The following is a 13665-nucleotide window of genomic DNA, read 5'->3' as shown; positions in this document are numbered from 1 at the left end:
CGGGGAGGTGCAGGTTTCTTGGGCTGGCCCCCAGAGCGCGTCGGGCGCTCGACACGTCGACGTCCCGCCGCGATCCGGCGCTCCTCCAGGCCTTCGCGAAGCTGGTAGCATCGGGCCATCCAGGACGCCTACAACGGCTGGCTCGAGACCATCCCCGAGAACCCCCAGGTCATCGAGCTCGACGTCGCCGGGATCTGGACCCTGCTTCGCGCCCCCGACAAGGCCACCGCCCTCATGGAGGCCTACCGCGAGTCGGTGTCGTTCGAGTCGATCAAGGCCGTGTTCGACATGGGCCCCGATCTCTACTTCATCCGCGGCAACAAGTTCGTCCGCTACGAGCGCAAGCTCACCGCCTCCGCCCGCCCCCTGGTAGGACGGCTGGAGGGGCGAGTCCGCGACGGAGGGCTCGTGATCGATCGACTCTGGCCCGAGCCCGGCCGCACGCTCGACATGGATGCCCTGAACCTCGCGCTGGAGCGCCATGCGATCGCATGCGGAGCCGAGTGGTTCCAGCGGCCGGAGATCCATTGATGCAAGATCGTTCGACGACCCATCCTGGACCGAGCGCGCTCGAGTGGCTCAGGTCGATGGATCATCTGCATGCCGCTCGAAGAAATGCGCCTCGGTGACCGGCACGAAGCCCAGCTTGTGCGCCACCGGGCCCGAGGTCTGCGCGTTGGCCCAGATCACCACGCGCTCGATGCCACGACGGTGTAGCTCGGCGATGCGCACCCAGGTCAGCGCCTGATAGATCCCGCGCCCACGAGCCGACGGCACCACGCCCGCACCTTGCAGGTAGCCCAGGCCCGGCAACACCCGCAGCATCGACGAGCCCACGAGCGTCTCGCCGTCGTGGGCCAGCCAGTAGGCGAGGTCACCTCCCGCGCCGGCGAAGGCCCGTCGGGCCACGTCGGTCATCGTCCGACCGAAGGCCGGCGATAGACCCCACGCGGCGGAGATGATCTCGCCCAGCCGCTCGCAGTCGTCCACCGTGGCCCGCACCACACGGACCCCGGGCGGCGGCTCGGGATGCGGCGGCGACTCGACGCGGCGCACCATGCCGATCCCACGGCCCAGCGACCGCAGCCCTCGCGCGGTCAGACGCTGGGCGAGGTCGGCGGGACTCGAGTCGGCGTCGACCACCCACCGGATCCCCGATCCCCGCTCGGCATGCTCGGCGAGCACCGCGTCGATCCGGGCATCGGCCTCCTCGGCCGTCAGCTTCGCCCGCAAGATCACGTTGTGGCCGGTGTGGCGCGAGGACGGCGTACGAAGCTGCACCCAGTGGTCCTCGTCCTCGAGCGTCGCGTCGGGGAGACGGTCGAGCGCATCCACCAGCACCCGCCACATTGCATGGGGATCGATTGGACCGGAGGTCATGGACGGCAGCCCGCTTTTGCCACGGCTTCCAAGGCCCATACAACCCAAACCCCAGGCTGCCACGACGCATCGGCCACCGAATGCGTACAATGAGCCCGTGCCAGCGCCCATGCCTCGAGTGCAGCGCATCACCCCCACGATCGGCGCCGAGATCACGGGGATCGATCTTTGCGCCCCCATCGACGACGACCTGTTCGGCGTGCTGCACGCAGCGCTGCTCGAGCACCTGGTGCTGGTGTTTCGCGATCAGCAGCACATCGAGCCCGCCCACCACGTCGCGCTCGCGCAGCGCTTTGGCACCCCGGTCCCGCACCCCGCCTACCCCACCGTGCCCGGCCATCCGGTGGTGACCGTGCTCGCCAGCAGCCCCGACCAGCCGACCAAGATCGACAGCTGGCACACCGACCTGACCTGCTACGAGTGCCCGCCCCTCGGCTCGATCCTCCGCGCGGTGGAGATCCCCGAGGCGGGCGGTGACACGGCCTTCGCCAGCTTGCAGGCCGCATGGGACGGTCTGTCCGATCGCATGCGCCGCTACCTCGACGGGCTCGAGGCCGTGCACTCGTTCGCCCACGGCTTTCGCCACAGCCTCGCCGAGCCCGGGGGCGCCGAGCGCCTCGCTCCGGTCGTGCGCGCCAATCCGCCGCGCCGGCATCCGCTCGTGCGCACGCACCCCGAGAGCGGCCGCAAGGGGCTGTTCGTCAACCGGCTGTGGACGACCGGCATCGAGGGGCTCGGCGAGCGCGAGAGCGACGCGATCCTCGGGTTCCTCTACGAGCACATCGAACTGCCGGAGCACGCCTTTCGGCTGCGCTGGCAGCCGGGCACCATCGCGTTCTGGGACAACCGAGCGACCGTGCACCGCCCGACCAACGACTACTTTCCGGCCATTCGGATCATGCACCGGGTGATGATCGCCGGCGATCGCCCGCGCTGAAGCCCACGCATCGCTACAGCGCCGCTGCGAACGCTCGGGCGAATTCCACCGGATACGGCCGATCGGCGGGTTCTCGGGCTGTCGCCCCCCGCAAGAGCCGTGCGATCTCGGTCGGGAACATGCGCAGGCGCTCGTCGTCCTCGAACGGATCGCGCTGCATGTGGGCCACGATCCGCGAGCGGTGATCCTCGATGTCGTCGAAGAACGCCCGGCCCGTGGTGACGTTGTAGATCGTGCCCGCGAGCGAATAGACGTCGGCCCGCGGATCGAGCTCCACGGGGTCGAGCACCTGCTCGGGTGCGATGTAGCCGGCCGTCCCGGCCACGAAGCGACCCCCGACGTCGGGCGCGACCTTGGCCGCCCGGACCATCCCGAAGTCGATCACGACCGTCGACAGCGGCATCGTCACCGCGGGGTCGCGGTGGCGCTCCGGGTCGAAGCGCTCGCCCCCCGCGAGCGGCAGGCGCAGCCACAGGTTCGCAGGCTTGATGTCCCGGTGGATGAGACCCGCCGCGTGCAGGGCCGCCAGCCCCGCGCAGGTCTCGAGCACCACCTTGCGCAGCTCGAACAGCGACATCTTGCGCGCGGTCGAGTACTGTTTGAGATCGGCGCCAATGAGGTACTCGAGCACGAGGAACGGTGCCCCGTTGGACACCCCGCGATCGATGATGTTGGCGACGTTGGGGTGGTAGAGGCTGGCCAACGCCGCCGCCTCCTCCACGAACGACGCCAGGATTCCCTCGCGCTCGAAGTCGGAGGCCGCTTCGAGCGCCTCGAGCTTGGGGATCTTGAGGACGAACAGGCGATCCGCCCCCGGCTTGCGCACCAACCACACCGTGCCCACGCCGCCCTCGCCCAGCGGCTTGACCAGCTCGTAGCCCTCGATGCTCCGCAGCTCTTGCTTCTTCTTGGGCGGCGGCGGCGGGGTCCGCTGGATCGCCCCCCGAATCGAGGTCTCGACCAGCGCCGCCACGGTGGGCCCGAGCGACGCGAGCCACACGTCGACCATCGAGGGCTCGCGGGTCGAGACCGCACGCGCCACCAGGCTCGCCACCCGCGGTGCGTTGGTCGCCGCCCCCGGCGTCAGCGAGTCCGGGGACTCTCCGTCCGGCGCCGCCGGTCGAAGCGCCTTGACCGGATCACCCAGGGCCCGCACCAGGCGATCGGACGCGAGCACGAGCTCGAGGCACAGCGGCTCGAGCCCCGGCTTGCGCCCCACCGCCCCCTCGAACGCTCGCATGGCTCGCGCCAACCCGACCAAGCCATGGGCCAGCTCGGTCTGCCCCGTGTGCAGCTTCTCCAGCGCCACATCGGCTTGCACGATCCAGTCCTTGCTGGTGGCACCCGAGGACACTGCCGTCCGCAGCACGTCGGCCTGCTCGCAGCACAGCTCGAGCGCGCGGTCGTGCACCATGGGCAGCGCGTTGGCAAGCCGGCGTAGCACCACCGGTCGGTCGATGACCAGCGCCCACCAGGCCGCAAACGGCCCCAGCCACTCCTCGTCGTCGTCGTCAATGTCTCGCGCGGTACCGCGGGTGGCATCGACCAGGCGCCAGAACACCTCGGAGAGCGCCCGCTCGAGCACGGGTGGGAACGTGCGCGAGCCGTCGGACAGCCCCTCGAGCTTGCGCAGCCACAGGCACGTCCGGTGGGCCGTGGAGCCGCCGCTTCGCCGGGTGGGATCAGAGGCGTCGGACTCTGCATCCAGCGCGTAGCCCCCCAGCGTCAGCGCGAGCACCTCGAGCGGTACGTCGGCATGCAGCTCCGCTCCCCCCTCGCGTCGATGCTCGCGCACCACCTCGAGGATCTCGGCGGGCATCTCCACCACCAGCTCCCGAGCCTCGGCGAGATCGGGCACCTCCATCCCCTGCCCGGCGGGATGGGTCGCGAGCAGCGGGGCCCACAGGCCCAGCGCAAGCGCCCTCGTGCATGCAACCAGCGCATTCATGGCCGCCGCCCGGTGACGCGGGCTTCCCGAGCTGAGGGCCACACGGCGCGTCTCCGCGATCGCCGGGGCGAGCGCTCCGGCAAAGCGAGCCGCACGAGCGTCGGCCTCCTCGTCGTCGTACTGGGCCGCGATGCGCACGAGGTTGTCGAGCCCGCGCTCGAGGTCCAGGGGGTCGCGCTCCGCCCCGTCGAGCACGTCGGTGATCGCGATGACCTCGATCCAGCCGCGAAGATCCTCGGGCCGTGACGACGGCGGAAAGCGAGCCATGTCGCGAAGCGCTCGCAGCGGTCGCGCGACCTCGACCTCGTTGTCGCCGCGGCGCCACAGCGCCGCCAATCCACTGGCGAGGGCGCTGGCGGTCAGCGGCCCCCCTTCCCCGGCGAGGATCCGATCGGCCAGGCGCTTCCAGATGTCGTGGCGCTCGTAGAAGAGATAGGGAGTCGCCGAGGCGACCGCCGCCAGCACCCAGGCGTCCTCGTCCGGCGACGACACGATGGCGCGCAGCTGGCCCGCCAAGAACCCCAGCCGCTCCGATGGGATCGAAGCCAGAGCCGTCACCGCACGCTGTCGCAGCACCTCGGTCTCGCCATTGACCCAGTCCAGCAACATGCCCTCGAGCTGCTCGGCGGGTCCGATCAGGCGGCCGAGGGCCCGCGCCGCGTGAACCCACACCAGCGGCTCGGGATGGAGCAGCAGCGGCTGGAGGGCGGCGAGGACGGGGCCGAGCAGACCCGACGGGTCGCCGCCTGGCATTCCGCCCACGCTGATCTCGAGGCTCCGCGCCGCCAGCACCCGACCGCGCAGGGAGCCGAACGCGGGCCGCGAGACCATCGTCTCGAGCGTCGACCGCGAGCCGAACATCCATGAGCCCAGCTCGGCGATCTCGCGGGCCGTGGCTCCGGCCTCCCACACGAGGATCTCCAGGCGGGCGCGCACCTGCGCCTGCTCGTCGCGACGCAGCTCGTCGCCGTCGCCGAGCAATGGCGCGCACCTCAGCGCGTCGACGAGCGGACCGGCCACCACGCGATCGCCCGCCGCCGCGGCCACCCGGGAGCGGAGCGCGGGCTGCTCGGAGGCCAGCTCGAGCATTGGCGCGATGTGGGCGTTGCCCCGCCATGCGCTCGCCGAGCACCACGACAGCAGCACCGATGCGGCCGGGCCCTCGAAGAACGGGCGCAACGAGGCGATTCCTTCGCTGGTGCTGGACAGCGGTGGGAGATCACGCGACAGCAGGTTTGCCGCCTTGGCCAGCGCCCCGTCGAGCGTCCCCGGGCTCGGTGATGGGGTGCGCCACCACCCCCGCACGGCTTCCTCGGCCTGGGGAGACCGCGAGAACGCCGTCGCCAACTTGGTCACGGCCGCTTCGAGCTCGATCACCGTCATCGACCGCAGACTACCGCGCTACGCCTCGCCGGCGGGTCGAAGGTGAAATCGAAGCCTCGATTGCATTGGCGGTTGCCGTTGACCCCGGCCTTGCTACCTTTTTTTCTTCTCGGGGCATCGATCGGTGCCCCTGCTGCGTTGCAGTGCCCGGATGGACCGCTCGATGCCACACCTGACCGTGCTCGAGATCCCCACTGAGCTTGGAATCCGGGTCTCCCGCTCCACGCCCACCCTCGTCGGCCACGTGCCCACGGCCGGGGTCATGGTCGGGTCCAACCCTCGACCCCAGCCCCCACCGGCCCCCTCCCCTCCGATCTCCCGTCCCGCCCCATGGACGGAGACCGTCTACATCAGCCCCTCGGGTCGCATCTTCCTGCCGCCCGGCTACGCCTTCGCCGACGACCAGCCGTCCGCGCTCACGGCCCACACCATCCGTCGCGAGCCGGCCCCGCCCCGGCCCGAACCCTACCGAGCCCGCGTCGTCATCGGGCAGGTCGCTCCCGTGGTAGCTCGGCCCCGCACCGTCACGCGCGAGTCGTGGGTCGTACCAGCGCACCTGCGGGCCGGCTGACGCATCCGCGGCTCAGCGGGCATCGAACGAGGGGATGATCTCGCCCACGAGCCGGATGCTCTTCATGACCTTCTCGTGCGGGAGGTTGCCCACCTGGTGGAAGCACATCAGGCGGTCGACCCCCAGCTCGCGATAGACCTCCATCTTGCGCCGGCAGGTCTCGGGGCTCCCGACGATCAGCGAGTCTTGCTCGCTGAGCGCATCGAACACCTCGGCATCGGAGACCTCCTCGCCGCCCATGATGCGGCCGATCACGATCTGAGCCCGATTCGGCGCGGCCTCGCCCTGCGCGGAGCGATCGCGCAGGAACTGCCCGGTGAGCCCGCCGCCGGCCAGGTCCCGCATCTTGGCCTCCTCTTCGGCCGCGGTCTGCATGAAGGTCTCTCGTGCCTCGAAGAAGGTGAAGGCTCGGTTCGTGTACCAGGCCGCCGCCGTCGCGGCGCCGTTCTCCATCGCTTCCTCGTCGGTCTCGGCGCAGTGGACGAACGTGAAGAACGCGACCTGCTCGTTGACGAACGAGCCCACCGGACGATCGGTGCTTCGCGCGGCGGCACGATAGATCTCGATCCACTCCTTCACCTGCGAGGGCGGAGCCCAGAGGGTCACTCCGAGCGCTCCCACGCCGTTGCGGCCCGCCTGCTCGAACGAGGTCAGGCTCGAGCACGCCTGCCACAGCGGCGGATGAGGCTTTTGCAGGGGCTTGGGCACGATGCCGACGTCGTTGATCTCGAAGTACTCGCTCTTCCACGAGAACCGATCCTGCGTCCACATCCGCGGGACCATCTCGAACGCCTGCTGCATCTGATCGCGCGCCTCGTTCGCCGCGATGTTGAACAGGCGCCACTCGGGTACGGTCGAGCGGGCCATCCCGAGCTCCACGCGCCCGTTGCTGAGGTGATCGAGGAACGCCGCACGCTCGGCAATGCGGATCGGGTGGTTGAAGCGATGGGGAGCCAGCACCGCCGAGTGCCCGAGGCGGATGTTCTTCGTCTGCGCAGAGATCGCCGTGAGCATCAGCTCGGGCGCGGAGGACAGGCTGAACTCGCCGCCGGCGTGGTGCTCGACCAGCCAGAAGCATCCGTAGCCGAGTTCGTCCGCGAGCTTGGCCTGCTCCAGTGTCTGTTGGATCCGCCGGTGTTCGTGCCCTTCGGTCCAGGGCTGGGGATTTTGGATCTCGGAGAATACGTCGATCTTCATGGCTGGTCGGCAATGCGCAGGATGGTCGCGGCATCTAGCAGGCCCGAACGCCGCGCCCCCGTCAACCGCCCGGGGGAGCATCGCCACTACGCGTCGGGTAGCGCGGCCGGGTCGGCGCCTGCGGGAAACTCGCGTGTGATCCACGTTCGAGGGGCTCGACGTACTGGATCCGCACGCCCCGTAACGTTCTTCCAGGCCCGTGCATATCCCCCCTTGCATGCCACCTACCCAGACGGTGTCATCCTAGACCCCCAAGGTGAGCAACGAAGAAGCCATGACGAACGAGACCCAGGACCCCGACCTCTGCCGTTCGATCGCGCGGCGCGACTTCATCATGCGGGCTGCCTCCGGCACCGTGATCGCCGCCCTCGGGGGCGGGCTCTACGCGATCTCGGACCGGCTCACCCGCGAGGCCAAGGCCCAGACCCGCGACGACGGCCGCCCTCGCGTGCCTCCCGGGCAGCGCGTGATCGAGACCCTCAAGCCGATGGGTGGCACCCCCGGCGACCCCAGCCGGGCGAACTTCAAGCTGCGCGTCCACGGCGAGGTGAAGAGCCCCTACGAGCTCGACTTCGCCGAGCTGATGGCCATGGGCCCGGTGACCGTCCGCTCCGACGTCCACTGCGTGACCGGCTGGACCATGCTCGACGCCAAGTGGACCGGGGTCACGGTCAAGGCGCTCGCCGAGCGGGCGGGGCTCGAGAGCACCGCCCGCCACGTCATCTTCGAGGCGGCTGCGGGCTACACCGCCAACGTGCGCCTGCGCGAGGCGCTGCGCGACGACGTGATGGTGGCGTGGGACTTCGGCGGGCAGCCGCTGCGCCGCCCCCATGGTGCCCCGGTGCGCGCGGTGGTGCCCGACCTCTACTTCTGGAAGAGCGCCAAGTACCTCACCGGGATCCGCTTCGTGGCGCGTGACGAGCCCGGCTACTGGGAGACCCGCGGCTACAACAACCACGCCGATCCGTGGAAGGAAGAGCGCTATGCCTGATGGCGGGGCCCAGTCGGAGGCCGAAGCACCCGCCAGCAAGCGCCGCTTCAAGCTCCGCTGGCGCCAGTGGCTGCGAGCGCTGCACCGCGACTTCGGCTACATCGCGGTGGGTCTGACCTTCATCTATGCCCTCAGCGGCTTGGCGGTCAACCACATCGCCGACTGGGATCCGAGCTTCGAGAACTTCGAACGCGAGTACGTGGTGGAAACTCCGCTGCCCACCGACGACGACGAGGCGGCGGCCGTGCTCGTGCAGCGGCACGCGGGCATCGCCGAAGCGCCCATCGACGTGTACCGCGTGACCGACGACCTGCTCGAGCTCACCTTCGAGCACCGCACCCTGCACGTGACCCTCTCGGATGGCAAGGTGTTCGAGGAGGGCCAGGAGCCCCGCGTGTTCCTGCGCGCGGCGAACTGGCTGCATCTGAACCGCGGCAAGAAGGCATGGACATGGTTCGCCGACGGCTATGCGGTGGTGCTGGTGTTCCTCGCCACCTCGGGCCTGTTCATGCTGCCGGGACGCAAGGGCCTGCTGGGCCGGGGCGCGGTGCTCGTGGGGCTGGGAATCGCGATCCCGCTGGTGTACCTGAGCTACGTGGGCAGCCCGTAGAGGTGAGGTGACCGTGGGCAACGAGCTCGTCCCCCGGGGCACCGCGCTGGTGCTGGGTGACGGCGAGCTACTCGCTCGCGGCAAGGCCGGCGCACGGCTCGCGTGACTGCAAGGGCGACCGCACCACCAACCCATCGTGCATCGCGGGCCGTTCGTCGACTGAATGCCACCCCTGAGGTACGCTACCGCTGTGCCCATGAACCGTGCGTCCCAAGCGCTCGAGTCCGAGGAACGCGATCGTCTCGTCGACGAGGCCCGCGTGGCAGAAGCCATCGAGCAGGGGCTCGCTGACGTCCAGGCCGGGCGTGTGATCGACGACGACGCCGTCGATGAAGTCCTCCGCGCCCGACTCGGAGATTTGATCGATTGAAGCTGCGCTGGTCGCAGCGATCGCTGGACGACCTCGTCGAGATCGCAGCTTTCATTGCTCGTGACGATCCCGCAGCCGCACGCGCCTGGGTGAAGCGTCTGCGAGCGCGCGCTCGACTGGCGGCTTCGACTCCCTTCGCTGCCGGGTGGTACCGGAGACTCAAAAGGAGCAGATCCGCGAGGTCTTCGTCCGATCGTACCGGATCATCTACCGCATCCAGGGCAACGAGTTGGTCGTCCTCACCGTGTTGGAGGGTCACCGCCGGCTTCGGAGCAGCATGCTCCAACCGTAGCTACACCTCGACAGCAGAGGCGGGCCCATCGTGCATCGCGGGCCGTTCGTCGACTGAATCCCGTCCCGGCCGATTCGAGCGTCGTCCTGGCCAGAACGAGACCGCGGGGGCTACCCTCGCAGTGGCCCCATGCACGACAATCCCTTTGCTCCCCCCACGGCCACCGCCGACTCTCCCGAGGGTCGCGGCTTGGTGTTCTCCGAAGAAGGCGTCCGCGTGGTCAGCAGCCTCGCCACGTGGATGCGCGGCCTGTCCACGTTCTACTACGTGGGGGTCGCGTTCCTGGCCCTCGGCGCCTGCGGAGCGCTGGTCACGGGCAGCGCGGCCGGCGTGGGGGTGGCGCTCGGGTTCTCGATCGTGATGCTCGGCCTCATCACCGCCGCGATCTGGCTGCGCTCCGCCGCCAGCGGCTTCGAGCGCGGGGTCTACAGCGACGACGAGATGACCCTCGGCCAGGGCTTCCGCAACCTGCGGGCCTACCTCATCCTCATGGGGATCATCAGCATCCTCTCGCTGGGCTCCACGATCCTGGAGGTGATGTGATGGACGCACGACGCATTCCCTTCACCGAGGAAGACGAGCGCCGCATCGCCAGCGCGGCGACCTGGGGCGTCATCGTTGCGGTGTCGTCGCTCGCCACCGGCGTGATCTCGCTGCTGGTCCAGATGCAAGCGCTCTCCAGCCTGCCGCCAGGCCTGAGTCGCCTTGGCAGCGGCTTCTTCGTCAAGGGAGCCCTCGGCGCCTCCCTCGTCCAGGCCGTGATCGTGGTGCTCATCAACGTGTGGCTCTTGCAAGCCAGCCTGTCGTTTCGCAAGGTCGCATTGACGGACGAGGCCGACCAGGCGCACCTGCTGACCGGCTTCCGTAGGCTTCGCGCGTACTTCATGGTGCAGGTGGTGCTGCTCATGCTGCTGGTGGGCCTGGTCTTGTTCGGCGTGGTCGTGGGGCTCTCCTCCTGACCGCAGCGGTCGCGCCTACAGCAGGTGCCGTACCTTGATCTCGAGGTAGCGGTTGACCACGCTCCGACGGCATGGCTCGGGCAGCAGGCCGTGCGGTTCGACCTCGACGTGCTTCGGAGGCCCAGCGTGGCGGGGCGTGGCTACGGTAGGGGGTGCTCGGCGAGCCAGGCCTGGACCTCGTCGAGTTCGGTCTTCTTGGCTTCGCCGAGCGTGGCATAGGCGTCGCGGGCTTGCTCGGCGAGGCCGCGGGCGCGCGGACGATCGGGGCCCTGGGCGGCGGGGGAGCTCCACAGAGCGCGGGCGAGGGCGAATTGGGTCTCGGCGAGCAAGGCACGATCGACCTCGTGGGTCGTACGAATAGCCAGGGCCCGCTCGAGGGGCGCGAGGGCGTCGGCTGGCTCGGCGAGGTCGAGCCGCAACGTTCCGAGGCCGGTGAGCGGGTACGCCACGTAGGGGTGGTCGGGGCCCAGCGTCTTCTCGTAGATCGCCTCCGCTCGCTCGTACGAGTCGCGGGCCCGCTCGTGCTCACCCTGCTCCTGTGCCACGATGCCCAGCTCGGTGCACACGCTGGCCACTTTGGGGTGGTCAGGGCCCAGTGTCTTCTCCCGAATGGCCAGGGCCCGCTCGTACAAGTCGCGGGCTCGCTCGAGCTGTCCCTGCGAGCGCGCCACGTCACCCAGGTTGTCGAGCGAGGTCGCCACTTCGGGGTGGTCGGGACCCAAAGCACTCTCATAGATGGCACGCGCTCGTTCGTGCAAGTCGCGGGCCCGGTCGTACTCGTTCAGCATCTCCATCACGTTGCCCAGGTTGTTCAGCGAGGTTGCCACCTGCGGGTGGTCAGGGCCCAACACCTCTTCCTTGATGGCAAGCGCTCGTTCTTGGAGGTCCCGGGCATCTTCGTAGTGCCCCTGCCTCCGCGACAAGCTGCCCAGGCTGCCGAGCGAGACCGCCACTTGGAGGTCGTCGGGGGGCAGCGCCTTCTCGCGAATCGCCAGCGCTCGCTCGTGGAAATCCCGGGCTCGGTCGTACTGTCCCTGCAACTTCGCCACGCTGCCCATACGGGAGAGGTGGATCGCGAGTGCGACGTCCGTTCCCACCGCCTGCGCCAGTGCCTCGGCATGCTCCACCCAACCCTCTGCCTCCTCGTGCTGAGCCAGATTGACCCCCAAGACGTACACCAAGCTGCCTGCCGCATCTGCCGCCTCGGCCGTCATGATGTGCACCACCGCCGAACCGTAGGCCCGACGCAGCACCTCCACCGCCCCTTCATACTCTCCCTTCTTCGCTCGCAGGATTCCCTGCCGCAACCATGCGCGGACCATCAGCGGCTCGTGCTCGAGCGCCGCCCCTTTCTCCACCACCTCGTCCGCCTGCCACAGCCCCTCCTCGTACTTCCCCGCCTCCTGCTTGGCCTTCGCCTCCACGAGTCGCACCTCCAGCGCCTCGACTTGCAGCGCCACCGCCGGGTCCTCCGGCGGCGGCACCTCGGCTCGCAGCGCTTTCAGGTCCCGGCACCGCTCCATCCCCGGCAGGCTCGTCACCGCCCGTACCGCGTTCTCCACCACCGGCGCGTCCGCCTGCCGTAGCTCGTTGACCGTCGCCCGCAGGTGTTGCCACCGCTCGTGCAAGCAACCCATTCGCAGGCTCATCTCCTCCTCGGTCTGCTCGTTGCGCGAGCGGGTCGCCTCGCACGCGTTGGTGTGCTCGTTGGTCCATGCGTCGGCATACTCGTCCAGCCGGGCCTCCACCCGCTCCCACGTACCGGGGGCATACGAAAGTCTCGTGCCCAAGATCGCCGCCTCGACCTCCTCCCTCCGCGTCTCGTCCCACGCGCCCTCGAGCTGCTTGCGTGCGCCCGTGCAGCGCTCGAGCCAATCCAGCGTTCTCGTCGTCGTCAGCCCAGCGCCCACTGTCACAAGCCCCACCGTCAGCAGCGCCACCGCCCGCCGTCGCCCCCGAGGCACCACCAGCCGCCGCAGCTCGGCCACCAGCGCCTCCATCGACGGCCACCGCTGCTGTGGCTCCACTGCCAGGCCCCGCTCGCATGCACGCAGCAGTCGGCTCGGTACCTTGCGCTTCTTCGGCGCCGCTCTGCGTCGCCCGGACACGACATTGGCGATCAGCACCATCAGCGAGTCTCCTTCGAACGGCCGCTCGCCGTAGAGCGCCTGCCACAGCGTCACGCAGAACGAGAACTGATCGGCCGCCGCTGCCGTCATGCTCGCATTGGAGAACTGCTCGGGCGCCATGTAGCTCGGTGTTCCCACCAGCGAGCCTTGCTGCGTCAGCGCCAGCGCCAGCGCTTCCACGTTCGGCTGCGGTCGCGAGCGCTCGTCCTCGGTCGACTCACCGCCCACCCGCGTGCGGGCCAGCCCAAAGTCCATCACCCGCACGCGACCGTCGTCACCGACCATCACGTTGTCGGGTTTGAAGTCGCGGTGCAGCAGGCCTGCCGCATGCGCGGCACACAGGCCCTCGCCCGCGCCCACCAGCACCTCGACCACCTCCCGCCAGCTCCGTGGCATCTCCAGCCACGCCCCCAGCGTCTGCCCCCGCACGAACTCCATCGCCAGCCACACCTGCTCGCCCAGCGTCCCCACGTCATAGATCCCCACGACGTTCGGATGCGCCAGCTTGCCCAGCGCCTGGGCCTCCCGCAGCAGCCGGCTCTTCCCCTTCTCTCCCCCCACCCCTGGCAGCAGCAGCTTGAGCGCCACCTTGCGATCGAGCTCGGGATCATAGGCCGCATACACCACTCCCATCCCGCCCGCGCCGAGCTTGCTCAAGACCACGTACCGCCCGATGAGCTCACCGATCACGAGCGCGCGCGGCCGTTCGCGCCGCTCGTCCCCGACCCCGTCCAGCGGCGCCATCGTGTGCGATCCCGCTCCGCTGGGCGCCAGCGTCGAATCCGTCTCTTCCACCACCATGACCGTCCCCCCCTTCACATGGTGCAGGTGCTCCTGCTGCTCCTCGCCCCGGGCCTGATGCTCTTCGTCGTGGTCATGGCCGCGACGCGCTGAGCCG

General features: G+C 69.5%; 12 protein-coding genes and 1 pseudogene. 9 read left to right on the top strand and 4 right to left on the bottom strand.

Going from position 1 to position 13665, the window contains the following annotated elements:
• The first annotated feature begins 234 nt into the window (after positions 1–234).
• The gene (locus OEB96_RS25255; RefSeq protein ID WP_266219282.1) at positions 235–531 is read left to right on the top strand and encodes a hypothetical protein; all 297 of its coding nucleotides are present in this window, start codon (positions 235–237) and stop codon (positions 529–531) included.
• A 48-nt stretch (positions 532–579) separates the two neighbouring features.
• Here OEB96_RS25255 and OEB96_RS25250 read toward each other — a convergent pair whose 3' ends face one another.
• Positions 580–1380: a GNAT family N-acetyltransferase gene (locus OEB96_RS25250; protein WP_266219281.1), complete on the bottom strand. Its 801-nt coding sequence runs from the start codon at positions 1378–1380 to the stop codon at positions 580–582.
• Between the two features lie 97 nt (positions 1381–1477).
• On the opposite strand from OEB96_RS25250, the gene OEB96_RS25245 reads away from it, so the two are divergent.
• Positions 1478–2317: a TauD/TfdA dioxygenase family protein gene (locus OEB96_RS25245; protein ID WP_266219280.1), complete on the top strand. Its 840-nt coding sequence runs from the start codon at positions 1478–1480 to the stop codon at positions 2315–2317.
• 13 nt (positions 2318–2330) lie between these two features.
• On the opposite strand, the gene OEB96_RS25240 is transcribed toward OEB96_RS25245, so the two are convergent.
• Entirely contained in the window at positions 2331–5648 is a 3318-nt protein-coding gene (locus tag OEB96_RS25240; RefSeq protein ID WP_266219279.1) for a serine/threonine-protein kinase, read from the bottom strand.
• A gap of 163 nt (positions 5649–5811) precedes the next feature.
• Between OEB96_RS25240 and OEB96_RS25235 the strand changes: the two genes are divergently transcribed.
• Positions 5812–6219 (top strand): hypothetical protein, encoded by a 408-nt coding sequence (locus OEB96_RS25235; RefSeq protein WP_266219278.1) that lies wholly within the window; start codon positions 5812–5814, stop codon positions 6217–6219.
• A 12-nt stretch (positions 6220–6231) separates the two neighbouring features.
• Here OEB96_RS25235 and OEB96_RS25230 read toward each other — a convergent pair whose 3' ends face one another.
• Positions 6232–7416 carry an LLM class flavin-dependent oxidoreductase gene (locus OEB96_RS25230; RefSeq protein ID WP_266219277.1) on the bottom strand — a complete coding sequence of 395 codons (1185 nt, stop codon included), beginning with the start codon at positions 7414–7416 and terminating at the stop codon, positions 6232–6234.
• Between the two features lie 274 nt (positions 7417–7690).
• On the opposite strand from OEB96_RS25230, the gene OEB96_RS25225 reads away from it, so the two are divergent.
• The 6 genes and pseudogenes from OEB96_RS25225 to OEB96_RS25205 all read left to right on the top strand — a co-directional run bounded on the left by OEB96_RS25225 (position 7691) and on the right by OEB96_RS25205 (position 10638).
• Complete coding sequence (locus tag OEB96_RS25225; protein WP_266219276.1) at positions 7691–8407, top strand: molybdopterin-dependent oxidoreductase; 717 nt, start codon at positions 7691–7693, stop codon at positions 8405–8407.
• Entirely contained in the window at positions 8400–9017 is a 618-nt protein-coding gene (locus tag OEB96_RS25220; protein WP_266219275.1) for a PepSY-associated TM helix domain-containing protein, read from the top strand. Before OEB96_RS25225 ends, OEB96_RS25220 begins: the two co-directional genes overlap by 8 nt.
• Positions 9018–9213: 196 nt before the next feature.
• Positions 9214–9387: a hypothetical protein gene (locus tag OEB96_RS25215; RefSeq protein ID WP_266219274.1), complete on the top strand. Its 174-nt coding sequence runs from the start codon at positions 9214–9216 to the stop codon at positions 9385–9387.
• Positions 9384–9679: pseudogene (locus OEB96_RS46705) on the top strand (type II toxin-antitoxin system RelE/ParE family toxin). Before OEB96_RS25215 ends, OEB96_RS46705 begins: the two are co-directional and overlap by 4 nt.
• Positions 9680–9808: 129 nt before the next feature.
• A complete protein-coding gene (locus tag OEB96_RS25210; RefSeq protein ID WP_266219273.1) occupies positions 9809–10222 on the top strand; it encodes a hypothetical protein in 414 nt (137 codons plus the stop codon).
• Positions 10222–10638 (top strand): hypothetical protein, encoded by a 417-nt coding sequence (locus OEB96_RS25205; RefSeq protein ID WP_266219272.1) that lies wholly within the window; start codon positions 10222–10224, stop codon positions 10636–10638. Before OEB96_RS25210 ends, OEB96_RS25205 begins: the two co-directional genes overlap by 1 nt.
• A gap of 140 nt (positions 10639–10778) precedes the next feature.
• Here the strand turns inward: OEB96_RS25205 and OEB96_RS25200 are convergent, their stop codons facing one another.
• Positions 10779–13511, bottom strand: coding sequence for a serine/threonine-protein kinase (locus OEB96_RS25200; protein ID WP_266219271.1), 2733 nt, complete (start codon positions 13509–13511; stop codon positions 10779–10781).
• Positions 13512–13665 lie beyond the last annotated feature (154 nt).

Origin of the sequence: Paraliomyxa miuraensis, from assembly GCF_026337845.1 — a bacterium.
GTDB lineage: Bacteria > Myxococcota_A > Polyangia > Nannocystales > Nannocystaceae > Paraliomyxa > Paraliomyxa miuraensis.
Note: the sequence above shows the minus strand (reverse complement) of the source record. Positions and strands in the feature narration are given on the sequence as shown.

What these genes read in the sequence shown, in the direction of transcription:
- OEB96_RS25215 (WP_266219274.1), top strand. Translation starts at nt 9,214, where the DNA reads ATGAACCGTGCGTCCCAAGCGCTCGAGTCCGAGGAACGCGATCGTCTC.
- OEB96_RS25200 (WP_266219271.1), bottom strand. Translation starts at nt 13,511, where the DNA reads ATGGCGCCGCTGGACGGGGTCGGGGACGAGCGGCGCGAACGGCCGCGC.
- OEB96_RS25205 (WP_266219272.1), top strand. Translation starts at nt 10,222, where the DNA reads ATGGACGCACGACGCATTCCCTTCACCGAGGAAGACGAGCGCCGCATC.
- OEB96_RS25210 (WP_266219273.1), top strand. Translation starts at nt 9,809, where the DNA reads ATGCACGACAATCCCTTTGCTCCCCCCACGGCCACCGCCGACTCTCCC.
- OEB96_RS25225 (WP_266219276.1), top strand. Translation starts at nt 7,691, where the DNA reads ATGACGAACGAGACCCAGGACCCCGACCTCTGCCGTTCGATCGCGCGG.
- OEB96_RS25240 (WP_266219279.1), bottom strand. Translation starts at nt 5,648, where the DNA reads ATGACGGTGATCGAGCTCGAAGCGGCCGTGACCAAGTTGGCGACGGCG.
- OEB96_RS25235 (WP_266219278.1), top strand. Translation starts at nt 5,812, where the DNA reads ATGCCACACCTGACCGTGCTCGAGATCCCCACTGAGCTTGGAATCCGG.
- OEB96_RS25255 (WP_266219282.1), top strand. Translation starts at nt 235, where the DNA reads ATGGAGGCCTACCGCGAGTCGGTGTCGTTCGAGTCGATCAAGGCCGTG.
- OEB96_RS25220 (WP_266219275.1), top strand. Translation starts at nt 8,400, where the DNA reads ATGCCTGATGGCGGGGCCCAGTCGGAGGCCGAAGCACCCGCCAGCAAG.
- OEB96_RS25250 (WP_266219281.1), bottom strand. Translation starts at nt 1,380, where the DNA reads ATGACCTCCGGTCCAATCGATCCCCATGCAATGTGGCGGGTGCTGGTG.
- OEB96_RS25230 (WP_266219277.1), bottom strand. Translation starts at nt 7,416, where the DNA reads ATGAAGATCGACGTATTCTCCGAGATCCAAAATCCCCAGCCCTGGACC.